We start from the raw sequence: 23,271 nt of genomic DNA, 5'->3' as shown, positions 1-23,271 counted from the left end.
AGGATCAATATAGTGGACTTCTCATTCGCAGACCGCAGCGAAATCCTCCAGGAGCTGGGCCAGCGTCTGCGCCTTCAGCGACTGGCGCAGGAGCTTACCCAGCAAGAACTGGCCGGCATGGCCGGTGTCGCTCCCGGCACCATCAAGAAGCTGGAGGGCAACGGCACCTCCTCGCTGGAAACCGTGGTGCGCGTGGTGCAGGCCCTCGGGCTGACCGATGAGCTGCAGGCGCTGTTCGTGCTGCCCAGCCAGTCCATCGCCCAGATGGAGCAGGCCGAACAGGCTCGGCAAACCCAGCGGGTACGGGCGCCGCGGAGAAAGCGCCCATGAAAAAGCTCGACGTGTACTACTGCGGCTGGGGCGAGCACTGGCGGCTGGGCACCCTGGCCGACGACGGCGCCAGCCTGCTGTTCGAGTACTCCCCCGAGGCACTGGCCCAGAAGCTTGAGCTGTCGCCACGCCACCTCAAGCTGCGCGCGCAGGCCTACGGCGGCTTTCCTGCCTACCAGCACCGCCTGCCGGGCCTGGTGGCGGACGCCCTCCCCGATGGCTGGGGCCTGCTGCTGATGGATCGGCTGTTCCGCAGGCAGGGCATCAGCCCCGGCCCGCTCGACCGCCTGGCCTTCATCGGCGACCGTGCGCTGGGCGCGCTGAGCTTCGTGCCCGCCGCCGACACGCCGCTGCCGGAAGCCGACCTGCAGCTGCTGGCGCTGGCGCAGGAAGCGCAGCAGGTGCTCGCCGGCGAGGAGTCCGCCGTGCTGATGGAGCTGGTGCTCACCGGCGGATCGCCGCAGGGCGCCAGACCCAAGGCACTGGTGCAGTATGACCCGCAATCGTGGACACGCGGTTAAACACTCACCCGAGGCTCGAAGGCCTCCGGGCTGATGTGCTCCAGCGTGCTGTGACGGGCCGCAATGGATCGTTAGGGGAAACCGTAAGCATCGGTTGTAAGCTTTTGAGTCCAGCCTGCCTTGCCACTTGCAAAATAGCATTATAATGGCACGACCAAATTATTACATGGAGTTAATATATCTAAGCTTTCTGGGAAACTCCATCAGCGACGTGTTCCTCTAGATCCGAGGTGAGATTTGATAGGCTAAGGAAGTCAGGGGTACAGGTTGGTGGCGGTGTGGCGATGATTTGAGTACCGCTTTTGTGTGACTAGATTTTTTGCTTCCATCAGAGGGATTTGATTTTGATTGAAAAGAAAATAATTTATTTAGATTATAACGTTTTTGCGAGCCATTTTAATAATGATGTGGCCGGCCTACGTGAGGTCGTAGATGCACTGAAAGAGAAATACATGTTCCCTTATAGCCCTGCCCATCTGGAGGACTTGGGGTCGTCCATAATGTGGCGTAAATTTGAGGAGGAAGAGATTAAGGATGTCGCGCATCGCTGCGGGGAAAGACTGCAAAGCATTTCCGACATCTCGAATAACTATGAAATATTTCCTGGCCAAGGGAATAATCCCACCCGAATCATACAAGAGCACCCAGGCCAGTGCTTGATGCGCGTTTTGGAATATTTTGATCGGAATAGATTTCTCGACAGCCGCGAGCGCAAGCTGCTTAAAGATCTCAAAGCAAGTGATGTTGATGGCGCGCGTTCACGCATCGCCTCAAACCTGCCTGTGACGTTCCTTTCAAGTGCAGAATACGACTCCGAAATAAAGAAAAAATTTAACTCGGATGCTGTGCTCCAAGAAAATGCAAGGCAGGCTGGGTTGCCTGATTTCTCTTGGGAGAGCATTTCCATTTCGCACCAAGTACTGGAACATGTTTTCGAAATTTTGATGAACTATCTTGAGGAGCTGAGATTTAAGCCGGAAAAAGTTAAGATGGCTCGCTCTCGCATGCATGATGTTACTCACGCAATTTACGCTACAAAAGCCAATTTCTTCGTCACCGGAGACGATCGTTTTTGTCATAAGGTGCGAGTGGCTTACACGTATCTAGGTGTACCAACCAAGATCATGCATTTAGATGAGTTTCTCAAGACAGGCCATCAGCTTTAGGGCCTTTTATTTTTTTGGCTATGAGCGCTGTTGGCAGCGTGCTTCACTGGACTCGTTCGACACTTAGAAAAAAGGGGACAGATTTACTTTTCTGGCACCGACGCCCTGATCGACGCCGCGCTGGCCGACTAGGGTGTCATCTGCGTGCTGGGCGTGTTCGTCAACCAGCTGAACTGGGGCAAACTGGTGGAACTGTTCCCCGGCCGGCAGACCTACGGCCGCACCTTCTTTACCGTCACCCTCAAGTCCCGCTTCGTCGCCCCGCGCACCCGCGCCTTCATCGAGTTCTGCTGGCGCAGCCTGGACGCCCAGCGCCGGGGGTGCATACAGGGAGACGGGGCGGGGGTAAATGGTCCGTAGCGACTCTTTTAGCTATAAGGAAAGTGCTTGGATTTACCACATTAAAAACGCCGCGGCTTGAGCATGAGCAATTGAAGCACCCTTCAACTACCCTTATAATACTTTGCATATCCTTGCGCATGACAACAAACTGAGCACGAAGTAGAAGCTTTAGCCCCCACCAACTGCGCTCATGATTCGAGTTTGAAAGCGCAGAAAAAGGAAGCCTAATGGCGCCGACCCATGGACCCTTAATGACGGATCAGGAAAATGGCAATCAACCTTAATGTTTTGTCCGCTCGACTGAGGAAGAGCCGAGAAGCACTAGCTTATGACTTTGATGAGGCAAGCAGAGCCTCTGGCATACCCGCAAATAGACTGATAGAAATTGAGGACGGAAACACAAAACCGTCCGGCGATGAAATTCTTATATTAGCCGCTCTCTATGACTGCGACTTCCTTCAACTTATAGATGAAAGACTTCCCGCCCCTTCCGAAAAAACAGAGATCTTATATAGACGACACGGAGACTCTTTTAGCCCTAAAGACAGAAGAGCAGTACAGGAGTTCTTATATTTATGCCAAGCCGAGGCGAATCTGGAGGAGATCTTAGGAAGAAAAAAAACCAGACCGCAGCTTAGCTGGAGCGGAACAAACTACAAAACCCACGGAAGACAAGCAGCGGAGCAGCTTAGGAACATTATCGGGTATCGCCCCAATGAAGTTAACCGAGACATATATGCAGATTTCAGGGCAATTGGAGTGCACATTTTTCGAAGGGAACTGGAAAACAACGAAATATCCGGCCTTTATATAGAAGATCCAATTGCCGGGCACTGCGTACTTATAAATTATAATGAAGACATATACAGGCAGCGCTTTTCTACCGCACATGAAGTCGCCCACTCCATATTTGATTCCTCCGATGGAATTATGGTGACATATGAAGCTCGAAGCTCAAAGTTCTCCCCTAAGGACTTTATCGAAATAAGAGCCAACAGCTTTGCCTCTCACTACCTAATGCCATTAACAATGCTAAATTCCCTACCAAAGCTGAATGAAGAGTCTGCTGCCGCATGGGCACAGCGGTTTAGGGTAAGCACTCCAGCACTTGCCAAGGCGTTGAAGGATGCAGGAATTATTGACGAGAAAACCGCAAGCAGACTCCGATTAGTCAGAATTCATCAAGCAGAGAAAATTGATCCCGAGGCCCCTGAGGGCTTAACAGAAAACCAGCGAGAGCGTCGCCTAGGGCTTCTTAAGAGAGGTCTTTCAGGTTATTATGTAGAGCTTTGCCGGCAAGCCCATGACAAGGGAATAATTAGCACTCATCGGTTGTGCGAGCTACTTCGAATTGAGCCTGACGATCTCGCAGAGTTTGGAAAACTGTTTGGATGGACTATACAGCATGGCCTTTGATCCTCGTCAATTCTCCAGGATGGTAGTCGTGGATACCTGCGCCGTCTGGAATATTCTTTCAGCAAGAAAACTGAGTCTTGCAGCATTCTCATGCGGCACCACCTTCTGTATAACGCCGATGGTTAAATACGAGTGCATGCACAAGCCAAGAAAAACAAATACCACCCAATCTGAGACGCTAAAGGGACGCCTGCAAAGCGCACTTCAAAGCAACTCAATATCCATTCAGCATTGTGATCTTGACGACCTCATAGCGGTGGCGCGGCTAGCACCTTCAAGACTGAGTAGCGGTGAGCTGTCTTGCATAGCTATGTCTTATCGGATCTCGACAATAGCAGTAATGACTGATGAAAAGCTCGCACGGCGCTTTTCCGAGGAAAAACTGCAACTACAAGTGCAGACCACACCAAAACTCTACGGATGGCTTCACTATCGTAGACTTCTGGGCGACTCGGATCACTCGGAAATAGTAAGCGAGCATGAGTCATTTGAGCGAAGGCCCCTAACCGAATTCTTCAACATCGCATACGAGACAGCCTTGCAGTACAGACTGAAAGATCAAACCCCCTGAAATCTTGGGACTTGCTAGAAAAATTGCCGCCACATCTACGAAATCATAGCTATTTCTGACAGCTTGTGGGTTACGGCCTTAACCTACCCCACAAGCCCCGGTATATCAGGTAGCACCTCCCTATCTCTCCACCACCCTCAACAACTCCGGCAACACCTGCTCCCAGTCCCCCACCACACCGACACTGGCGACCTTGAAGATGTCCGCCGCCGGGTCCTTGTTGATGGCGACGATGCGGGTGTCCGGACTGATGCCGGCGAGGTGCTGTGGGGTGCCGGAGATGCCGACGGCGAGGTAGATGTCCGGGCTGACGAACTTGCCGGACACGCCGACCTGGCGCATCACCGGGACCATGCCGGCGTCGACCGCCGGCAGGCTGCCGCCGAGGCTGCCGTCCAGGCGTTCGGCCAGTTCCTCGAGCAGGGCGAAGCCCTGTTCGTTGACCCCGCGACCGCCGGAAACCACGATGCGCGCACTCTCCACCGGGGGCAGGCGCTGGCCGCTGGTGCTCTCCTCCACCGCCAGCGGCGCGGGCAGGACGGTGTCCAGCTCCAGGCGCTCGCACGGCGGCTCGGCAGTGCTGCTCAGCTCGGCCTTGCCCAAGCGCAGGCAGGCGACGGCGCTACCGTCAGCCTGGGTCATGCCCAGGCGCAGGCGGCCGCCCCAGGTGGCGCGCTCGGCCTCGAGACCTGCCTCGGTCCAGCTCAACGCGCTGCAGCGGCCGAGGGGCTGGGCGTCCAGCACCGCTGCCAGATGCGCGGCCAGTTCCTCGCCGTCGGCGCCCGGCGGCACCAGCAGCAGGCGCTGGTTGGCTTCGGGCTGGCGGCGCACGGCGTCGGCGCCGGCCAGTGCCAGGGCGGCGGGTTCGGCATCGAGCGCCAGCCCGCCATGCGCGGCCAGGCAGATGCGCGCGGCGCCGGCGGCGGCCGCGCGGCGGGCGCCCTCCTCGGCGCCGGCGTTGCCGAGCAGCAGCGCGGCGAAGCCGAGGCCGGCGTCGGCGGCCACCCGCTGGGCGGCGCCGAGGGTCATGTCGAGGGCGTCGTCACCCCAGGCCAGGGGGATCAGGGCCAGAATTTCGCGTGTCTTAAGTGGTGCGCTCATGCCGCGTTCTCCTCTTCTTCGCCACGCAGGTAGCCGGCCAGCGCGCGGGCCTGGCTCGGCACGTCGCCGTCCAGCAGCCGGCACTGGCCGCCGCGCTGCACTTCGCGGGCCGGGGCCAGGTCGGCGAGGCGCACGTCGCTGTCCGCCGCCGCGCTGGCAGTCACGCTGTCGAAGGTCATCTTCTTGGCCAGCATCACGTTCTTCATCAGCGGGTGGCGCAGCTTGTTGCGCCGGTCGTTGGTCACCGTGGCCAGCAGCGGGCCGGCGACGCTGTGCCACTGCTGGCGGATGCCGCGCTCGCGCAGCAGGCGCACCTGTTCGCCCTGCCATTCGGCGTACTGGGCCAGGGCGAACAGCGGCAGGCCGAGGCGCGCGGCGAGCAGCACCGGCAGGCTGCCCTCGTCGAGGTCGCCGAACTCGCGGCCGATCAGCAACAGGTCGGGAGTGCCTTCCGCGCCGATCAGCCCGGCGATCTGCGCCGCGCTCAGCCGGGCGTCCCAGGGCCGGCACGGCTGCAGGTCGAGCAGGCGCAGGCGGTCGGGCTTGAAGGCGGCGACGCTGCGCAGCAGGTTGTCGTTGTTGCTGCCACCGAGCACCAGCACCTCGATGCGGCAGTCCTCGCGGGCGTCGCGCAGCTTGAGCGCCAGCTCCAGGGCGCCCTCGTCGAACGGGCCGAGCTGGCGGCGCGACTGGCCGCCCTCCTCGATCAGCCCGGCGGCGTCGATGCGGATTTCGTGCAGCGGGTAGCGAACGTCGGCCACGCCGGCCAGCAGTACCAGGATGTTCATCGGCTCTTCTCCCCTCAGCTCTGGCAGGCGGTGGCGGCGGCCAGGCGGCCGAAGATCGCCGCCTTGCCCAGCGCCGAGCCGGTCATGTAGGCGGCGCCGTGCAGCCCGCCGACCATCTCGCCGGCGGCCAGCAGGCCGTCGATGGGCGCGCCGAACACGTCGTGCACGCGCATCTGCGCATCCACCTTGACCCCGCAGTAGGTGCCGAACACCGCGGCGGTGGACGGGTAGGCGTAGAACGGCGGGCGGGCGATGCTGCGCAGCGCGCCGTGCTGGTGGACCAGGTGGCGGCGGCCGAACTCTGGCGTCTCGCCCGCACTGAGCGCGGCGTTGTAGGCGGCCACCTCGGCGAGGAAGTCTTCGACCGGCAGCTCCAGCAGCTTGGCCAGCTGCTCCAAGCTGTCGGCCTCGACGAACAGGCCTTCCTCCAGGCGGCGCTCGAAGTCGAGGATGCGCACGCGGTCGTCGCCGCTTTCCATGATGTCGCGGTCGAGGATCTGGTAGGTCACGCCGTAGGACTGCTGCATGCAGGCGTCGCCGAGCAGCTTGTAGGACAGCGACTCGTCGACGTAGCGGCGGCCCTCCTGGTTGACCGCGATGGCGCCCTTGTACACGGCCAGGCAGGCGTGGTGGTTGTTCTCGTCCATCGGGTGTTTGCCGAAGGTGCCCTTGATGTGGACCATGTCGCGCAGGTCGGCGCCCAGCGCCCAGGCCATGCGCAGGCCGTCGCCTTCATTGCCCTCGCCGCCGATGAACACGGCGTTGTCGTACAGCGGGGCGAAGCGGTGGATCAGCTCGCGGTCGTGAACGAAGCCGCCGCAGGCGAGGATCACCCCGCGCGCGGCGCGAATCTCCAAGGGCTGGCCGTCACGCTCGGCGCTGGCGCCGATCACCCGCCCGCCGGCGCTGCGCAGCAGGCGGCGGGCGCGGGTGTTGCGCAGCACCTCGACCTTGCCGGTGTTCAGCGCGGCCAGCTCCAGCTGGCGCACCATGTCGGCCGGATCGACGTTGTGCACGCGCGGCACCGACTGCCCGGAGGCGGCCTCGATAACCGGCTGGAAGGCCACGCCGTGGGCCTTGAGCCACTCGTAGGTGGCCAGCTGGTTGTCGGCGTAGGCGCGCACCAGCGCCTCGTCGCACTCGCCCTTGCCGACCTCCACCAGGTCGCGATACAGCAGCTCGGACGAATCTTCGATGCTGCGCTCGACCTGCAGGTCGGTGCCGGCGAAGGCCAGGCAGCCGCCGCTCATCGCCGAGGAACCGCCGGTGGCGGCGGTCTTCTCCAGCAGCAACACGTCGATGCCGGCCTCGGCGGCGCTCAGCGCGGCGGCGAAACCGGCCAGGCCGCCGCCGATCACCAGCAGTTGGGTATTCAGGATCTCGCTCATGTTCGTCACTCCTCAGCGCGGCTCGAGAAACCGCTGGGCCAGGCCATAGAAGGCGAAGATCTCGCGCACCCGCTCGGGGTCGGGCTGGGCGGAGAAGTAGCCTCGGTTGCAGGTGCGCGTGCCGTTGGCGCGCTGCAGGTCGACCATCGACTCGGCCTGCTTGATCCAGGCGCCGAGCGAGTCGAGCACCGGCACGCCGTCCACCTCGCTGATGCCGTGGGTGGCGAGCAGCACGTTGAGCGGCGCCTCGCCGGGGATGATCACCTCGGCGCCGACGGCGATCAGCGCGCGGGCGGCGGTGCGGAAACGGTCGATCAAGGATGCCGGATCGCTGAACGCGGCCAGCACGTCGGCGAAGCGGAAGCCGACGTGGCGCACCCCAGCCAGACGCTGGCCGAGGCCGTGGCGCGCGGCGTTCTCGGCCACCAGCTCGGCCAGCTCGTCGATGAACACCAGCACGCCGAACTTGCGGCCGAGGGTGCAGGCGGTGAGCATCGCCGACTCGCCGTAGCCGACCACCGGGATGCCGAGCAGGCTGCGGATCTCGCGCAGCGCCGGCTCCGGCAGGGTGCTGATGGCGTAGGCGTCGTAGCCCTGCTGCTCGGCGTTGATGCCGGCGGCCATGAACTGCAGGCCGTGCAGGTACTGGATGGCGCCGTACTTGATGTCGTCGCCCGGGTAGTTGGTGCGGTAGGTGCCCGGCTGCATGCCGTGCATGTCGATCACCGTGTCGGGACGGGCGACCTTCTTGAAGTGGGCGCGCAGGGCGGCGTCGTAGGCGCCGAGGTCGCTGAGCACGGTGAAGCTCTGGTGCCAGATGCGGATGGTCATGGTGGTTCCTTATTGTTGTTGGCTGGCAGCAGCCGCGCCGGCGATGCGGCCGAGCACCGAACCCGAGGTGAGGCCGGCGCCGCCGGCGTACTTAACGTAGTAGAGGTTGCCGACCAGCTCGCCGGCGGCGTACAGGCCGGGGATCACCTGGCCATCCTCGTCGATCACCTGCGCCCCGCTGTTCACCTTGAGGCCGCCGAAGGTGAAGGTGATGCCGCAGGTGACCGCGTAGGCGACGAAGGGGCCGCGCTCCAGCGGGTTGGCCCAGTTCGACTTGGGAATCGCCAGCCCCTGGGTCGAGCGGCCGTCGCGCACCGCCGGGTTGAACGGCACCTCGCGGCGCACGGCGGCGTTGTATTCACTGAGGGTGTCGAGCAGCGCGTTGACGTTGACGCCTTCGAGCTTGCCGGCCAGCTCCTCGAGGGTGTCGGCCTGGATGCGGGTGGCGTGGCGCACGCGGTATTCGTCGGGCAGCAGGTGCTCGCTGTGCTGGTCGAACAGCTGCCAGGCGACGCCGCCCGGCTGCTGCAGCACCTTGGCGCCCATCCCCGAGTAGGTGTAGTTGCGGAAATCCAGGCCCTCGTCGACGAAGCGCTTGCCGTCGGCGTTGACCACCACGCCGAGGTGGAAGTAGTTCTTCTGCATGTTGAGCAGGTCGAGGTCGCCCAGCTCGGGGGCGTTGACGTCGTAGAACACCGCGTGACAGCCCGACCAGTTGCCGTGGGCCACCGCGCCGACGTCCATGGCCATGCGGATGCCGTCGCCGGTGTTGAAGCGCGAGCCGCGCACCTTGGCCAGATCCCAGCCCGGCCCCAGGTACTTGGCGCGCCATTCGAGGTTGGCGTGGAAGCCGCCGGTGGCGAGGATCAACCCGGCGGCGCTGAAGCGCTGGCCGTTCGCGCATTCGATCTGCCAGCGGCCGTCGGCGCGGCCGATCTTCTGCGCGCGGCAGGCGTAGTGCAGCTCGACGCCGCTGCGCTCGGCGCGGCGCATCAGCGCTTCGACCAGGCCCAGGCCGCCGCCGGACACCTCGACGGTGAGACCGCCCCAGAACTTGTACTTGCCGTCGACCTTGAACGCCTGGCGGCCGTAGATCGGCATGAAGCGCACGCCCTGGCGGGTCATCCAGCCCAGGGTGTCGAGGCTCTCGCTGACCACGGTGTCGAGCACTTCCGGGTCGGCGCGGTACTGGCTCTGCGCGGCCAGCTCGCCGTAGAAGTCGTCCTGGGTGTAGCTGCCGAAGTCGCTGCTCTCGATCTCGCTGTCGAGCAGGTCGGGCATCAGCCGGCGCAGATCGTCCACCCCGCGATAGGCGACGCGGAAGGCGCCGCCGGTATGCGCCGAGTTGCCGCCGCGCTGCTCCTCGGGAGCGCGCTCCAGCAGCGCCACCCGCGCGCCCTGCTCGCGGGCCGACAGCGCGGCGCACAGCCCCGCATTGCCCCCGCCGATCACTATGACGTCGAAATCCTGCATGGTCCCCTTCCTCGAATCCGCTGACCTGTTGGGGCGGATTATTTGCAGGGGAAGGCGGGGAAGACAGGCCGCCGGGGCGAAGGGGTTGTTCAGTAAAGTTGCAAGATGGCGGCGGCCATGCGCGCACCCAGTTCGGGAGAGGCACAGGCCACCGGGTCAGGACGCGTCATATCCTGGGCGCCGGTGCGGATAAATCGAACAGCTTATTCAGGATTTTTGAACGACACACAGGCGATCGCTGATCTAAGCTCCTGCTCAGATGGACCCGTGGAGCACCCTCCTGTCCATCCGAGGAACCACGCCCAGAACGGCGCGGATTGCCTCGTCGATGCATGGACTGCACCTCACCCAAAAACAATACCAACGGGGCGTGCCATGAACGTAGATAGCTATCCCTGGCTGCTGTTCCTGTCGATTCTCGCGCTGGTGCTGACCTTCGGCGGCGAGTGGAAATCCGCGGCAGAGAACCCTCTCGCCTATGCGTGCCCGGACAGCCACAGTCGACAGACCTGCTCCCTACCACCCGGTGTGGGCGGCTGGTCCGGCCTGTTCCATTGAGATCGCGCCACGGTTGGCCCGCTAGCCACAACCGTGGCGCAGCTTGTCCGGCCAGTCGCTTTTGACGACCCTCTCACGCAGGTCTGCCCACTAGCCAACGGCCCTCAGCAGAACACCACCCAGCCAAGTTCTGGTAACTTCGCGGCATCCGCCTCGTGAAAAACAACAGAACAACAATGGCCTCTCCGCTAGTCAATCCGAGTCAACTCCGCCCGCTGCCACTGCCGGACAGGGCCCTGGCCCGCCCGCGTCTGCTGCAGCATCTGCAGGAAGCCGCCAGCCGCGGCTGCCGCCTGATCCTGCTCAGCGCGCCGCTGGGCTACGGCAAGAGCACCCTGCTCGCCCAGTACGCCACCAGCCTGCAGACGCCCTGGGCCTGGTATCGACTGGACACAGCCGACAACCAACCACTGCACCTGCTGCTGCACCTGCACGCTGCCCTCGGCCTGCCCGCGCCCGAGCACACCCTGGTCCCCGCCGACGAGCAGCGCCTGTGGCGCACCGTCCTGCAGTGTCTGGAGCAGCAGAGCGAAGGCTTCACCCTGATCCTCGACGACCTGCACCTGCTGCGCGCCGATCGCGCTCGCCACTACATCGAGCAGCTGCTGCGCTTCGGCCCGCCCGGCCTGCTGGTGCTGGCGGCCAGCGAAGGCGCCCCGGAGCTGGCCATCAACCACCTGCGCCGCGACGAGCGCCTGGCGATCATTGATGCCCGCGAGCTGGCCCTGGACAGCGAGGAAATCGGCCAACTGGCCAGCGGCCGCGGCGCCAGGCTGGACGCCGATGCCCTCTACCAACTGCGCGCCGGCAGCGAGGGCTGGATTACCGGCCTGCTGTTCTGGCTCACCGCCTACCGCGAGCTGGTGCCGGCCAGCCCGCAGCCCGAACTGGTGCGCAGCGTGACCCGCCAGGCCTATACCTATGTGAGCGACTTTCTCGCCGAGGAACTGCTCGCCCGGCTGCCCGCGGAGTTGCTGGCCTTCCTTGAACGGACCGCCGTGGTACAGACCTTCGACCCGGAGCTGGCCGGCGTGCTCAGCGAGCGGCCGGATGCCGAGCGGCTGATTCATCAGGTGCAGCGCCGCGACCTGTTCATCGAGCAGCGCTCCCGCGAGCGCGTGGAGTACCGCTACCACCGGGTTCTGCGCGAGGTGCTGTACCAGCGCCTGCAGCAGCGCGACCCGCAGTTGCAGCAGCAGCTGCACCAGATGGCGGCGGCCTGGCTGCTGGAACACCGCCGCTATTCGGAAGCCATCCACCAGTACGGCCGCGCCCGCGACTTCAACGCGGTACTCGCCACCGCCGAGCGGCACACCTTCGATCTGCTGCGCGATGGCCAGATCAACGCGCTGGTCGATCTGCTCAGCCAGGTTTCCGGCGAGAGCGGCAGCGACCACTTCACCCTGGCGATCAGCGAAGCCTCGATCGTCATGGTGACCAACGACATCGCCCGCACCAAGGCATGCATCCAGCGCCTGCGACTGCTGCAGCGCCAGGGCGTGCCGCGCAATCCCGAGCGGGTCCAGCAGACCATCGCCTATCTGCGCACCCTGCTGGCCTATCTCGGCGGCAACCTGCGCCATGGGCTGGAGCTGGCCAGCCAGGCGCTGCAGCGTTATCCGCAGCGCAACTCCGCGGGATCGGTGCTGCGCTTCATCCGCGCCCGCTGCCTGTTCGAACTCGGCCAGCTGGCCGCCGCCCGCCAGGATGTGGAACAGGCGCTGGGCGAGTTCGACGAGTTCGGCTTCAGCGGCTTCGCCAACATTCCCCACCTGCTGCTCGGCCAGATCGAGCTGGCCCAGGGCGACAGCGTGGCCGCCATGCGCCGTTTCCTCGCCCTGGAGCACAAGTCGCCGGCGACCGCCTCGCGCAACTTCTACGAACTGTTCCACCACCTGGGCCTGGGGCTGGTGTTCGCCCAGCAGAATCATCTGGAACAGGCCAGACAGCGCCTGGCCAAGACGGAGACCCTGGCGCTGGGCTTTCCCCATTCGGCCGCCCTGGTCCAGGTGCTCCACCACAAGGCCTGCCTGCATGACGCCTTGGGCGACCAGGACAAGGCCCAGGCGCACTGGGACGAGGCGCGACGCATGGCCCGCCAGTTCCGCCAGTTCGGCGTGTACCGGCTGGCCGGCGCCTGGCGTGCCCGCCTGGCACTGCGCCAGCGCGACCAGGACTTCATCCTGCACTGGCTGGAGGAATGGCACTGGTGCCAGCGCCACTACGGCGAGGACCTGATGCCGGAGGAATGGCTGGCCTATGCCTGGGTGCAGCGTCATCTCGGCCAGCCGGCGCTGGCCGAGCAGATCCTCGGCAACCTGCGCGAGCAGGCCGACAGCGAGAACAACCGTCGCCTGCAACTCGACCTGTGGCTGCTCGACGCTACCCTGCAGCGCGACCGCGGCGACCAGACGGCCGCCCTCGCCTGCCTGGACGAGGCCCTGCAGCTGGCCGCCAGCCACGGCTTCGGCCAGTTGCTGCACCACGAGGGCCGCGAGCTGGTCGAGCTGTTCCGCCAGTTGCTGCAGCCGCAGGTGCGCCGCCAGGCCGGCCTGGAGCGCCCGCTGCCGCCCCGCGAGCAGCTGGCCGCGTTGCTGGCCGGGCTCGCCGGAGGCGAAGGCGCCACCCAGGCGCAGGCGCTGCTCGAGCCGCTCACCCGCCGCGAACTGGACGTGCTGCGGCGCATGGCGCGGGGACAGAGCAATCAGCAGCTCGCCGACGGCCTGTTCGTCAGCCTCAGTACGGTGAAGACCCACATCAACAACCTGTTCCGCAAGCTCGACGTCACCGACCGCGACGCCGCCCTGCGCGCCGCCCGCGAGCTGCGGCTGCTCGACTGAGCCGCTGCAGCTGCCCCTCCACCCGGACCAATCCGCCTCCACCCGCAAATCCACCCGCGGTTCGACGCGCCTCTTAGCACATCTTGCTAAAAAGCTGCATCGGCTTTCATAACGACGTAGACCGGACAAAGCCCGCTTAGCATGCATCACGACGCGACCAGCGCCTGACCTTCGCTACCCCGAATGAGGTGCGCAAGCCTCATCGAGCAGAGCGCTGTCGGTATCCGCCGTGCCCGGACCAGGGACCTTGACCGAATGCCCTCGGCCCCGGCCCTGACTGCCCTACCCAGAACAAATCCAAGAGGAGAACGCCATGGCTGAAGCAAAGGTACTGAGTGGCGCCGGCCTGCGTGGCCAGATCGCCGGACAGACTGCACTGTCCACCGTTGGCAAGGAAGGCGCCGGTCTGACCTACCGCGGCTACGACGTGCGCGAGCTGGCCAAGGACTGCCTGTTCGAGGAAGTCGCCTACCTGCTGTTCTACGGCGAACTGCCCACCGCTGCCCAGCTGGATGCCTACCTGCAGCGCCTGCACGGCCTGCGCGACCTGCCGCAAGCGCTCAAGGACGTGCTCGAACGCATCCCCGCCGACGCCCACCCGATGGATGTGATGCGCACCGGTTGCTCGATGCTCGGCACCCTGGAGCCGGAGCACAGCTTCGACGAGCAGCGTGACATCGCCGACCGTCTGCTCGCCGCTTTCCCGGCCATCATGTGCTACTGGTACCGCTTCAGCCACGAGGGCGTACGCATCGACTGCGTCACCGGCGAAGCCGATCTGGGTGGCCACTTCCTGGCCCTGCTGCACGACAAGAAACCCAGCGAACTGCACCGCAAGGTGATGAACGTGTCGCTGATCCTCTATGCAGAGCACGAGTTCAACGCCTCGACCTTCGCCGGTCGTGTCTGCGCCTCGACCCTGTCCGATCTGTACTCCTGCATCACCGGCTCCATCGGCACCCTGCGCGGCCCGCTGCATGGCGGCGCCAACGAGGCGGCGATGGAGATGATCGAGAAGTTCGCCTCGCCGCAGGAGGCCATCGACGGCACCCTCGCCATGCTGGCGCGCAAGGACAAGATCATGGGCTTCGGTCACGCGATCTACAGCGTGTCCGATCCGCGCAACGAGGTGATCAAGGTCTGGTCGAAGCAGCTCGCCGAAGAAGTCGGCGACACGGTGATCTTCCCGGTCTCCGAGGCCATCGACCAGGTGATGTGGGAGCAGAAGAAGCTGTTCCCCAACGCCGACTTCTACCATGCCTCGGCCTACCGCTTCATGGGCATCCCGACCAAGCTGTTCACCCCGATCTTCGTCTGCTCGCGGGTTACCGGCTGGGCGTCCCACGTGTTCGAGCAGCGCGCCAACAACCGCATCATCCGCCCGAGCGCCGAGTACACCGGCGTCGAGCCGCGCGCCGTGCCGGCCCTGGCGCAGCGCTAAAGCACCGTTTATGGGAGCCGTACCGGGAAAGAGGCTGGTCACCCTCACTTTCCCGGTACTGCTCCCCTTTTTTTGCCCACTGCTTTCCCCCGCAGCTTGCCTCCGGGCCGGAAGCGCGCCTCTTGCACGCCCCTCATCGACATGACTGGAGATATCGCCTTGCTCGCAAGTTATCGCCAACACCTGGAAGAACGCGCCCAGCAGGGCCTGCCGCCACTGGCCCTGGACGCCGAGCAGACCGCCGCGCTGGTCGAGTTGCTGAAGAATCCGCCGGCTGGCGAAGAACAAGTGCTGGTCGACCTGATCACCGACCGCGTTCCGGCGGGCGTCGACGAGGCCGCCTACGTCAAGGCCGGCTTCCTGTCCGCCATCGCCAAGGGCGAAGCCGTCTCCCCGCTGCTGAGCAAGACCCGCGCCGTCGAGCTGCTGGGCACCATGCAGGGTGGCTACAACATCGCCACCCTGGTCGAGCTGCTGGACGATGCCGAGCTGGCCAACGCCGCTGCCGAGCAACTCAAGCACACCCTGCTGATGTTCGACGCCTTCCACGATGTCGCCGAGCGCGCCAATAAGGGCAACGCAGCCGCCAAGGCCGTGCTGGCCTCCTGGGCCGAGGGCGAGTGGTTCACCGCCCGCCCGGCGCTGGCCGAGAAGATCAGCCTGAGCGTGTTCAAGGTTCCCGGCGAAACCAACACCGACGACCTGTCCCCGGCTCCGGACGCCTGGTCGCGCCCCGACATCCCGCTGCACGCCCTGGCCATGCTGAAGATGGCCCGCGACGGCATCGAGCCGGAGCAGCCCGGCGCCGTCGGCCCGTTGCAGCAGATCGAAGCGGTCAAGGCCAAGGGCTTCCCGGTCGCCTACGTCGGCGACGTGGTCGGCACCGGCTCCTCGCGCAAGTCCGCCACCAACTCGGTGCTGTGGTTCTTCGGCGACGACATCCCCTTTGTTCCGAACAAGCGCGCCGGCGGTTTCTGCTTTGGCAACAAGATCGCGCCGATCTTCTACAACACCATGGAAGACGCCGGTGCCCTGCCGATCGAGTTCGACGTCGCCAACCTCAACATGGGCGACGTGATCGACGTCTACCCCTACGCCGGCAAGGTCTGCAAGCACGACACTGAAGAGGTTCTGGCCAGCTTCGAGCTGAAGACCGAGGTGCTGCTGGACGAGGTGCGCGCTGGCGGCCGTATCCCACTGATCATCGGCCGCGGCCTGACCGAGAAGGCCCGCGCCGAGCTGGGTCTGGCGCCGTCCACCCTGTTCCACAAGCCGCAAGCGCCGGCCGACAGCGGCAAGGGCTTCACCCTGGCACAGAAGATGGTCGGCCGCGCCTGCGGCGTCGAAGGTATCCGTCCGGGCACCTACTGCGAGCCAAAGATGACCACCGTCGGTTCCCAGGACACCACCGGCCCGATGACCCGCGACGAGCTGAAGGACCTGGCTTGCCTGGGCTTCTCCGCCGACCTGGTGATGCAGTCGTTCTGCCACACGGCCGCCTATCCGAAGCCGGTGGACGTGAAGACCCACCACACCCTGCCCGACTTCATGCGCAATCGCGGCGGCGTTGCGCTCAAGCCGGGCGACGGCATCATCCACAGCTGGCTGAACCGCATGCTGCTGCCGGACACCGTCGGCACCGGTGGCGACTCGCACACCCGCTTCCCGATCGGCATCTCCTTCCCGGCCGGTTCCGGCCTGGTCGCCTTCGCCGCCGCCACCGGCGTAATGCCGCTGGACATGCCGGAATCCGTGCTGGTGCGCTTCAAGGGCAAGATGCAACCCGGTATCACCCTGCGTGACCTGGTGCATGCCATCCCCTACTACGCCATCCAGCAGGGCCTGCTGACCGTCGAGAAGAAGGGCAAGCAGAACATCTTCTCCGGCCGCATCCTCGAGATCGAAGGCTTGTTTTTGCTGTCCGACGCCTCCGCCGAGCGTTCCGCTGCCGGTTGCGCCATCAAGCTGCCGGAAGAGGCCATCGCCGAATACCTGCGCTCCAACATCACCATGCTGCGCTGGATGATCGGCGAAGGCTACGGCGATGCCCGCACCCTGGAGCGTCGTGCCCAGGCGATGGAAGCCTGGCTGGCCGATCCGAAGCTGCTGGAAGCCGACAAGGACGCCGAATACGCGGCCGTGATCGAGATCGACCTGTCCGAAGTGACCGAGCCGGTCCTCTGCGCGCCGAACGACCCGGACGACGCCCGTCTGCTGTCCACCGTTGCCGGTCAGAAGATCGACGAAGTGTTCATCGGTTCGTGCATGACCAACATCGGTCACTTCCGCGCGGCCGGCAAGCTGCTGGACAAGGTCAAGGGCGGCATCCCGACCCGTCTGTGGCTGGCTCCGCCGACCAAGATGGACGTGCACCAGCTGACCGAGGAAGGCTACTACGGCATCTTCGGCCGCGCCGGTGCGCGCATGGAGATGCCGGGCTGCTCGCTGTGCATGGGTAACCAGGCGCGTGTGCAGGCCGGTTCGACCGTGGTGTCCACCTCGACCCGCAACTTCCCGAACCGGCTGGGCGATTCGACCAACGTGTTCCTGGCCTCGGCCGAGCTGGCGGCTGTCGCCTCCATCCTCGGCAAGCTGCCGAGCGTCGAGGAGTACATGGGCTACGCGAAGAACATCGACAGCATGGCTGCCGACATCTATCGCTACCTGTCCTTCGACCAGATCGCCGAGTACCGGGACGCTGCGGCGCAGGCCAGTATTCCCGTAGTACAGGCCTAAGCGTCAACAGCCCGGCTGGTCGCTCGCAGAGAGCGCCGGCCGGGCTGCATCGGCCCGACCGAGCGCCCTTAACCTCAAGCTCCACCCGACTCCAGCCGACTCCACCCGCAAATCCACCCGCGGTTCGAAGCGAACCGCGGGTGTGACTTGCTACAAAACGGCATCGGCTCCCACAACCATAACAAGGGGAAACAACATGCCGGCCTACCAAGCGCCCTCGCGCGATCTGAGCTTCGCCACCCACGCACCGTTCGACCTCGAGAACCCACAGGGCTCCGAGAGCGTGGCTGCCGAGACCCTGGACACCATCGTCGAAAGCGACGCCACCTTCTACATCACCCATGCCTGGGGCCTGTATCCGGCGTAGTTCTGAGTCACTGAAGCAGCCTCCGGCGTTCTTGGTCACTCCCCGCCGGATTTTTTGCTTGGCCGCCGCGCGGCGGCTTCTTTATTCGCGTACCCGCTAGGCCGGATGCCTCGCCCCTGACCGGCCCAACCTTCTGCAGAGGTCTGCCATGTACACCCTGATCGACTACTCCCTGGATAACGAGCTGGCCCTGATCGGGCTGGGCCGCGCCCCGGTCAACGCCCTCGGCCTCACCCTGCGCCAGGAGCTGCAGGCTGCCTTCCGCCAGGCCAGCGCCGATCCGGCGGTCAAGGCCATGGTCGTCTACGGCCGCGGCCTGCCGTTCTGCGCCGGTGCCGACATCGCCGAATTCGGCGGCGCCGCGTTCGACGCCCCGGCCCTGCCCCAGCTGCTGATCGAACTGGCCGGCAGCGCCAAGCCGATGGTCGCCGCGGTCGGCGGCCTCGCCCTCGGCGGCGGCCTGGAGCTGGCCATGGCCTGCGGCTACCGCATCAGCGAGCCCAAGGCGCGCCTGGGCATGCCGGAAATCACCCTCGGCCTGCTGCCTGGCGCCGGCGGCACCCAGCGCCTGCCGCGCCTGATCGGCGCCGAAACCGCTCTGGAAACCATCCTTTCCGGCCAGCCGCTGCGCGCCGAACGCGCCCTCGAGCTGGGCCTGGTCGACCGCCTGACCGCCTCGGCCGAGACGCTGCTGGACGAGGCCTGCGCCTTCGCCCGCGAACTGGTTCTGGCAGGTGCCCCGGCGCAGCCATCCGCCCCGCATGCCGCGCCGGGTGCCGACCTGCCGGCCAACTTCTTCGTCGACTACACCGCCCGCAAGAGCGGTCAGTGGAAGGGCCAGGTCGCCCCGCACCTGGCCCTCGAGGCGGTACGCATCGCCTGCGAGCAGCCGCTGGAAATCGGCCTGGCCCGCGAGGAGGAGCTGTTCAAGGAGGCCATGGACTCGCCGCAGTCCAAGGCCCTGCGCCACCTGTTCTTCGCCGAGCGCGAAGCCGGCAAGGTGCCCGGCATCGACGCCTCCCTGCCGCTGCGGCCGATCCGCAAGGTCGCGGTGATCGGCGCCGGCACCATGGGCGGCGGCATCGCCATGAACTTCGCCAACATCGGCATGCCGGTGGTGCTGCTCGAGCAGAAGCGCGAGGCGCTGGATCGTGGCCTGGCGCAGATCCGCAAGAACTACGAGATCAGCGCCAAGCGCGGCAAGCTGACCCAGGAGCAGGTCGAGCAGCGCATGGCCCTGCTGGCCGGCACCCTCGACTACGCCGATCTGGCCGACGCCGACCTGGTGATCGAGGCGGTGTTCGAGAGCATGGAGGTCAAACGCCAGGTGTTCGCCACCCTCGACGAGGTATGCAAGCCCGGCGCCATCCTCGCTACCAACACCTCGACCCTGGACGTCGACCAGATCGCCGCCTTCACCCGTCGCCCGCAGGACGTGATCGGCCTGCACTTCTTCAGCCCGGCCAACGTCATGCGCCTGCTGGAAGTGGTGCGCGGCAAGGAAACTGCCCTCGACGTGCTGGCCACCGCGCTCAAGCTGGGCAAGCAGATCGGCAAGCTGCCGGTGGTGTCAGGGGTGTGCTACGGCTTCATCGGCAACCGCATGCTCGAGCCCTACGCCCGCGAAGCGCACCGCCTGCTGCTGGAAGGCGCCACCCCGGCGCAGATCGACCGCGTACTCACCGACCTCGGCCTGAACATGGGCGTGCTGAGCATGTACGACCTGGTCGGCATCGACGTCGGCTACCTGATCCGCACCCCGCTGCGCGAGGTGCTGGCCCGCGACCCCAGCTACTACCGCCTGGCCGACGAGCTGTACGCCCTCGGCCGCTACGGCCAGAAGACCGGCCGCGGCATGTACATCTACGAAGGCCGCGAGCGCCAGGACGATCCGGAAGTGCTGGCCATGGCCGAGCGCCTGGCCGCCGAACTGGGCATCCAGCGCCGCGAGATCAGCGACCAGGAAATCCACGACCGCTGCCTGTTCATGCTGATCAACGAAGGCCTGCAGATCCTCGACGAGGGCATCGCCCTGCGCGCCGGCGACATCGACCTGGTATGGACCTGCGGCTACGGCTTCCCCACCTGGCTAGGCGGCCCGCTGCACTACGCCGAGCACCTGGGCCTGGAGCGGGTGCTCAACAGCATCCGCCAGTATCGCGAACAACTCGGTGCCTACGGCGAGCTGTGGCTGCAACCGGCACCGTTGCTCGAGCGCCTGGTCGCCGTCGGCAAGACCCGCATCAGCAAAGACTAATCAACCAATTTCAGCTTTGAAAAGAGGGTATCTCCCATGAATCAGCGTGAAGTAGTCATCGTCAGCGGTGCCCGTACTGCCATCGGCGATTTCGGCGGCAGCCTGAAGGACTTCTCCCCCAGCGACCTGGGCGCCATGGTCGCCCGCGAAGCCCTGCAGCGTGCCCAGGTGAACGGCGACGAAGTCGGCCAGGTGGTGTTCGGCAACGTCATCCATACCGAGCCGGTCGACATGTACATCTCGCGCGTGGTCGCCCTGAAGAGCGGCGTCAGCGAGCAGTCCACCGCCCTGACCGTCAACCGCCTGTGCGGTTCGGGCCTGCAGGCCATCGTCAGCGCCGCCCAGGGCATCCTGCTCGGCGATGCCGAGATCGCCGTCGCCGGCGGTGCCGACTGCATGAGCCGCGCGCCCTACTCCTCCTCGGCGATGCGCTTCGGCGCGCGCATGGGCGACACCGGCATGGTCGACATGATGGTCGGCGCCCTCACCGACCCGATGAACAAGGTGCACATGGGCGTCACCGCCGAGAACGTGCGCCGCACCTACCACATCTCCCGCGAGGCCCAGGACGCGCTGGCGCTGGAATCCCATCGCCGCGCCGCCGTGGCCATCGAGGAAGGCCGCTTCAAGGAGCAGATCCTGCCGATCACCCTGAAGACTCGCCGCGGCGAAGTGGTGTTCGACACCGATGAGCACGTGCGCGACAACCTGACCCTCGAGGAGCTGAGCAAGCTCAAGCCGGCCTTCGAGCGCAACGACGGCAGCGTGACCGCCGGCAACGCTTCCAGCCTCAACGATGGCGCCGCCGCCGTGGTGCTGATGGAGCGCGCCACTGCCGAGCGTCGCGGCCTCAAGCCGATGGCGCGCCTGGTGTCGTACGCCATGGCCGGCGTCGACCCGCTCCACATGGGCATCGGCCCGGTGCCGGCGACCAAGCTGGCCCTCGAGCGCGCCGGCCTGAGCGTCGCCGATCTGGACGTGGTCGAGGCCAACGAGGCCTTCGCCGCCCAGGCCTGCGCGGTCATCCAGGAGCTGGGCCTCGACCCGCAGAAGGTCAATCCGAACGGCTCGGGCATCTCCCTCGGCCATCCGATCGGCGCCACCGGCGCGATCATCACCCTCAAGGCGCTGCATGAGCTTGAGCGCATTGGCGGCCGCTACGCCCTGGTGACCATGTGCATTGGCGGCGGCCAGGGCATCGCCGCGATCTTCGAGCGCATCTGAGAGGAGACACGTCCATGAAAGTACTGGTCGCGGTAAAACGCGTGGTCGACTACAACGTCAAGGTCCGCGTCAAGGCGGACAACAGCGGGGTCGACCTGGCCAACGTCAAGATGGCCATGAACCCCTTCTGCGAGATCGCCGTGGAAGAAGCCGTGCGCCTCAAGGAAAAGGGCATCGCCAGCGAGATCGTGGTGGTCTCTGTGGGCCCGAATACCGCCCAGGAGCAGTTGCGCACCGCCCTGGCCCTCGGCGCCGACCGCGCCATCCTGGTCGAGAGCAACGAGGAGCTGAATTCCCTGGCCGTGGCCAAGCTGCTCAAGGCCGTGGTGGACAAGGAACAGCCGCAGCTGGTGATCCTTGGCAAGCAGGCCATCGACAGCGACAACAACCAGACCGGCCAGATGCTCGCCGCGCTGACCGGTTTCGCCCAGGGCACCTTCGCCTCCAAGGTCGAGGTCGCCGGTGACAAGGTCAACGTCACCCGCGAGATCGACGGCGGCCTGCAAACCGTGGCCCTCAAACTGCCGGCCATCGTCACCACCGACCTGCGCCTCAACGAACCGCGCTACGCCTCCTTGCCCAACATCATGAAGGCCAAGAAGAAGCCGCTCGACGTGCTGACTCCGGAGGCGCTCGGCGTGTCCACCACCTCGACCGTGAAGACCCTCAAGGTCGAGGCCCCGGCTGCCCGCCAGGCCGGCATCAAGGTCAAGTCGGTGGCTGAACTGGTCGAGAAACTGAAGAACGAAGCGAAGGTGATCTGATGGCCATTCTCGTCATTGCCGAACACAACAACGTCGCCCTGGCCGCCGCCACCCTGAACACCGTGGCCGCCGCCCAACAGATCGGTGGCGATGTCCACCTGCTGGTCGCCGGTCAGGGCTGTGGCGCGGTGGCCGAGGCCGCCGCCCAGGTCGCCGGCGTGGCCAAGGTGCTGGTCGCCGATGCACCGGCCTACGCCCACCAACTGCCGGAAAACGTCGCGCCGCTGATCGTCGAGCTGGCCCGCGGTTACAGCCACGTGCTGGCCCCGGCCACCACCAACGGCAAGAACTACCTGCCGCGCGTCGCCGCCCTGCTCGACGTCGACCAGATATCCGAGATCGTCAAGGTGATCGACGCCGACACCTTCCAGCGGCCGATCTACGCCGGCAACGCCATCGCCACCGTGCAGTCCAGCGCGGCGGTCAAGGTGATCACCGTGCGCGGCACCGGCTTCGACGCCGTGGCTGCCGCGGGTGGCAGCGCCAGCATCGAAGCCATCGGCGCCTCCTGCGACGCCGGCGTCTCCAGCTTCGTCGGCGAGGAACTGGCCAAGTCCGAGCGTCCCGAGCTGACCGCCGCCAAGATCATCGTCTCCGGTGGCCGTGGCATGCAGAACGGCGACAACTTCCAGCTGCTCTACGGCCTGGCCGACAAGCTCGGCGCCGCTGTGGGTGCCTCGCGCGCCGCGGTGGACGCCGGCTTCGTGCCCAACGACATGCAGGTCGGCCAGACCGGCAAGATCGTTGCGCCGCAGCTGTACGTCGCCGTCGGCATCAGCGGTGCGATCCAGCACCTGGCCGGCATGAAGGACTCCAAGGTGATCGTGGCGATCAACAAGGACGAGGAGGCGCCGATCTTCCAGGTCGCCGACTACGGTCTGGTCGCCGACCTATTCGAGGCCGTTCCCGAGCTGAGCGCCCAGCTCGGCTGATTTCATACCACGCTGCGCGAGCAGCACACTGGCCCTGGGTAAAGACAGGGTTTTTCAGGGCATGGGCAACCCACGGGTTGCCCTTTTTTTTGCCTGCCCCTGCTGCGAAGAATTGCGAGGACAACAACAAATGCAACGCGAATACATGGAATTCGACGTCGTCGTCGTCGGAGCGGGCCCCGCCGGTCTCTCCGCCGCCTGCCGCCTGAAGCAGAAGGCCGCCGA

The 23,271-nt window shown here is 65.1% G+C and carries 21 protein-coding genes; 16 read left to right on the top strand and 5 right to left on the bottom strand.

Annotation, left to right across the window (positions count from 1 at the left end):
* Nucleotides 1-12 precede the first annotated feature (12 nt).
* The 6 genes from BMZ19_RS15685 (at nucleotide 13) to BMZ19_RS22240 (ending at nucleotide 4,346) form a co-directional block, all read left to right on the top strand.
* Nucleotides 13-330, top strand: coding sequence for a helix-turn-helix domain-containing protein (locus BMZ19_RS15685; RefSeq protein ID WP_090312511.1), 318 nt, complete (start codon nucleotides 13-15; stop codon nucleotides 328-330).
* Nucleotides 327-851: a HipA N-terminal domain-containing protein gene (locus BMZ19_RS15680; protein ID WP_090312509.1), complete on the top strand. Its 525-nt coding sequence runs from the start codon at nucleotides 327-329 to the stop codon at nucleotides 849-851. The genes BMZ19_RS15685 and BMZ19_RS15680 overlap by 4 nt, the downstream gene beginning before the upstream one ends.
* 344 nt (nucleotides 852-1,195) lie before the next feature.
* On the top strand, nucleotides 1,196-2,017 hold the full coding sequence (locus BMZ19_RS15675) for a hypothetical protein (RefSeq protein WP_139214698.1): 822 nt from the start codon (nucleotides 1,196-1,198) through the stop codon (nucleotides 2,015-2,017).
* Between the two features lie 144 nt (nucleotides 2,018-2,161).
* On the top strand, nucleotides 2,162-2,377 hold the full coding sequence (locus BMZ19_RS15670) for a hypothetical protein (RefSeq protein ID WP_090312507.1): 216 nt from the start codon (nucleotides 2,162-2,164) through the stop codon (nucleotides 2,375-2,377).
* 249 nt (nucleotides 2,378-2,626) lie between these two features.
* A complete protein-coding gene (locus BMZ19_RS15665; RefSeq protein WP_212633246.1) occupies nucleotides 2,627-3,775 on the top strand; it encodes a helix-turn-helix domain-containing protein in 1,149 nt (382 codons plus the stop codon).
* Nucleotides 3,765-4,346: a PIN domain-containing protein gene (locus BMZ19_RS22240; protein ID WP_139214697.1), complete on the top strand. Its 582-nt coding sequence runs from the start codon at nucleotides 3,765-3,767 to the stop codon at nucleotides 4,344-4,346. Before BMZ19_RS15665 ends, BMZ19_RS22240 begins: the two co-directional genes overlap by 11 nt.
* A gap of 120 nt (nucleotides 4,347-4,466) precedes the next feature.
* On the opposite strand, the gene BMZ19_RS15660 is transcribed toward BMZ19_RS22240, so the two are convergent.
* From BMZ19_RS15660 to tcuA, 5 genes are read right to left on the bottom strand one after another with little or no spacing between them, the layout of a single operon-like run.
* Nucleotides 4,467-5,447 carry an electron transfer flavoprotein subunit alpha/FixB family protein gene (locus BMZ19_RS15660; RefSeq protein WP_090312505.1) on the bottom strand — a complete coding sequence of 327 codons (981 nt, stop codon included), beginning with the start codon at nucleotides 5,445-5,447 and terminating at the stop codon, nucleotides 4,467-4,469.
* The gene (locus tag BMZ19_RS15655; protein ID WP_090312502.1) at nucleotides 5,444-6,235 is read right to left on the bottom strand and encodes an electron transfer flavoprotein subunit beta/FixA family protein; all 792 of its coding nucleotides are present in this window, start codon (nucleotides 6,233-6,235) and stop codon (nucleotides 5,444-5,446) included. Before BMZ19_RS15655 ends, BMZ19_RS15660 begins: the two co-directional genes overlap by 4 nt.
* Nucleotides 6,236-6,249: 14 nt before the next feature.
* Nucleotides 6,250-7,623 (bottom strand): FAD-dependent oxidoreductase, encoded by a 1,374-nt coding sequence (locus BMZ19_RS15650; protein ID WP_090312500.1) that lies wholly within the window; start codon nucleotides 7,621-7,623, stop codon nucleotides 6,250-6,252.
* A gap of 12 nt (nucleotides 7,624-7,635) precedes the next feature.
* Nucleotides 7,636-8,454, bottom strand: a complete 819-nt coding sequence (locus BMZ19_RS15645) for an aspartate/glutamate racemase family protein (RefSeq protein ID WP_090312498.1) — start codon at nucleotides 8,452-8,454, stop codon at nucleotides 7,636-7,638.
* Between the two features lie 9 nt (nucleotides 8,455-8,463).
* A complete protein-coding gene (gene tcuA / locus BMZ19_RS15640; RefSeq protein WP_090312497.1) occupies nucleotides 8,464-9,927 on the bottom strand; it encodes an FAD-dependent tricarballylate dehydrogenase TcuA in 1,464 nt (487 codons plus the stop codon).
* A gap of 375 nt (nucleotides 9,928-10,302) precedes the next feature.
* Here tcuA and BMZ19_RS22235 point away from each other — a divergent pair, with 375 nt between their 5' ends.
* The 10 genes from BMZ19_RS22235 to BMZ19_RS22230 form a co-directional block, all read left to right on the top strand.
* Nucleotides 10,303-10,485 carry a hypothetical protein gene (locus BMZ19_RS22235; protein WP_139214696.1) on the top strand — a complete coding sequence of 61 codons (183 nt, stop codon included), beginning with the start codon at nucleotides 10,303-10,305 and terminating at the stop codon, nucleotides 10,483-10,485.
* A gap of 176 nt (nucleotides 10,486-10,661) precedes the next feature.
* On the top strand, nucleotides 10,662-13,325 hold the full coding sequence (locus BMZ19_RS15635) for a winged helix-turn-helix domain-containing protein (RefSeq protein WP_090312494.1): 2,664 nt from the start codon (nucleotides 10,662-10,664) through the stop codon (nucleotides 13,323-13,325).
* A 313-nt stretch (nucleotides 13,326-13,638) separates the two neighbouring features.
* Nucleotides 13,639-14,766, top strand: a complete 1,128-nt coding sequence (gene prpC / locus BMZ19_RS15630; RefSeq protein ID WP_090312492.1) for a bifunctional 2-methylcitrate synthase/citrate synthase — start codon at nucleotides 13,639-13,641, stop codon at nucleotides 14,764-14,766.
* A gap of 159 nt (nucleotides 14,767-14,925) precedes the next feature.
* Nucleotides 14,926-17,502 carry a bifunctional aconitate hydratase 2/2-methylisocitrate dehydratase gene (gene acnB, locus BMZ19_RS15625; RefSeq protein WP_090312490.1) on the top strand — a complete coding sequence of 859 codons (2,577 nt, stop codon included), beginning with the start codon at nucleotides 14,926-14,928 and terminating at the stop codon, nucleotides 17,500-17,502.
* A gap of 196 nt (nucleotides 17,503-17,698) precedes the next feature.
* Nucleotides 17,699-17,869, top strand: a complete 171-nt coding sequence (locus BMZ19_RS22470; protein WP_170847791.1) for a hypothetical protein — start codon at nucleotides 17,699-17,701, stop codon at nucleotides 17,867-17,869.
* Nucleotides 17,870-18,017: 148 nt separating this feature from the next.
* Entirely contained in the window at nucleotides 18,018-20,126 is a 2,109-nt protein-coding gene (locus BMZ19_RS15620) for a 3-hydroxyacyl-CoA dehydrogenase NAD-binding domain-containing protein (RefSeq protein WP_090312488.1), read from the top strand.
* 36 nt (nucleotides 20,127-20,162) lie between these two features.
* Nucleotides 20,163-21,350 (top strand): acetyl-CoA C-acyltransferase family protein, encoded by a 1,188-nt coding sequence (locus tag BMZ19_RS15615; RefSeq protein ID WP_090312486.1) that lies wholly within the window; start codon nucleotides 20,163-20,165, stop codon nucleotides 21,348-21,350.
* Nucleotides 21,351-21,364: 14 nt separating this feature from the next.
* Entirely contained in the window at nucleotides 21,365-22,114 is a 750-nt protein-coding gene (locus BMZ19_RS15610) for an electron transfer flavoprotein subunit beta/FixA family protein (RefSeq protein WP_090312485.1), read from the top strand.
* On the top strand, nucleotides 22,114-23,046 hold the full coding sequence (locus BMZ19_RS15605) for an electron transfer flavoprotein subunit alpha/FixB family protein (RefSeq protein WP_090312483.1): 933 nt from the start codon (nucleotides 22,114-22,116) through the stop codon (nucleotides 23,044-23,046). Before BMZ19_RS15610 ends, BMZ19_RS15605 begins: the two co-directional genes overlap by 1 nt.
* Nucleotides 23,047-23,176: 130 nt before the next feature.
* Nucleotides 23,177-23,271: FAD-binding protein (locus BMZ19_RS22230; protein WP_139214706.1), on the top strand; the 95-nt coding region annotated here is incomplete at its 3' end.

The sequence above is a fragment of the Pseudomonas linyingensis genome (assembly GCF_900109175.1).
Classification (GTDB): Bacteria; Pseudomonadota; Gammaproteobacteria; order Pseudomonadales; family Pseudomonadaceae; genus Geopseudomonas; species Geopseudomonas linyingensis.
This window is presented reverse-complemented; position numbering and strand designations above follow the sequence as displayed.

Coding starts and splice junctions, on each gene's coding strand:
- BMZ19_RS15650 (WP_090312500.1), bottom strand. CDS start 7,623: ATGAGCGAGATCCTGAATACCCAACTGCTGGTGATCGGCGGCGGCCTG.
- BMZ19_RS15645 (WP_090312498.1), bottom strand. CDS start 8,454: ATGACCATCCGCATCTGGCACCAGAGCTTCACCGTGCTCAGCGACCTC.
- BMZ19_RS22235 (WP_139214696.1), top strand. CDS start 10,303: ATGAACGTAGATAGCTATCCCTGGCTGCTGTTCCTGTCGATTCTCGCG.
- BMZ19_RS22470 (WP_170847791.1), top strand. CDS start 17,699: ATGCCGGCCTACCAAGCGCCCTCGCGCGATCTGAGCTTCGCCACCCAC.
- prpC (WP_090312492.1), top strand. CDS start 13,639: ATGGCTGAAGCAAAGGTACTGAGTGGCGCCGGCCTGCGTGGCCAGATC.
- BMZ19_RS15635 (WP_090312494.1), top strand. CDS start 10,662: ATGGCCTCTCCGCTAGTCAATCCGAGTCAACTCCGCCCGCTGCCACTG.
- BMZ19_RS15610 (WP_090312485.1), top strand. CDS start 21,365: ATGAAAGTACTGGTCGCGGTAAAACGCGTGGTCGACTACAACGTCAAG.
- BMZ19_RS22240 (WP_139214697.1), top strand. CDS start 3,765: ATGGCCTTTGATCCTCGTCAATTCTCCAGGATGGTAGTCGTGGATACC.
- BMZ19_RS15620 (WP_090312488.1), top strand. CDS start 18,018: ATGTACACCCTGATCGACTACTCCCTGGATAACGAGCTGGCCCTGATC.
- BMZ19_RS15655 (WP_090312502.1), bottom strand. CDS start 6,235: ATGAACATCCTGGTACTGCTGGCCGGCGTGGCCGACGTTCGCTACCCG.
- BMZ19_RS15615 (WP_090312486.1), top strand. CDS start 20,163: ATGAATCAGCGTGAAGTAGTCATCGTCAGCGGTGCCCGTACTGCCATC.
- BMZ19_RS15605 (WP_090312483.1), top strand. CDS start 22,114: ATGGCCATTCTCGTCATTGCCGAACACAACAACGTCGCCCTGGCCGCC.
- BMZ19_RS15680 (WP_090312509.1), top strand. CDS start 327: ATGAAAAAGCTCGACGTGTACTACTGCGGCTGGGGCGAGCACTGGCGG.
- BMZ19_RS15665 (WP_212633246.1), top strand. CDS start 2,627: ATGGCAATCAACCTTAATGTTTTGTCCGCTCGACTGAGGAAGAGCCGA.
- BMZ19_RS15660 (WP_090312505.1), bottom strand. CDS start 5,447: ATGAGCGCACCACTTAAGACACGCGAAATTCTGGCCCTGATCCCCCTG.
- tcuA (WP_090312497.1), bottom strand. CDS start 9,927: ATGCAGGATTTCGACGTCATAGTGATCGGCGGGGGCAATGCGGGGCTG.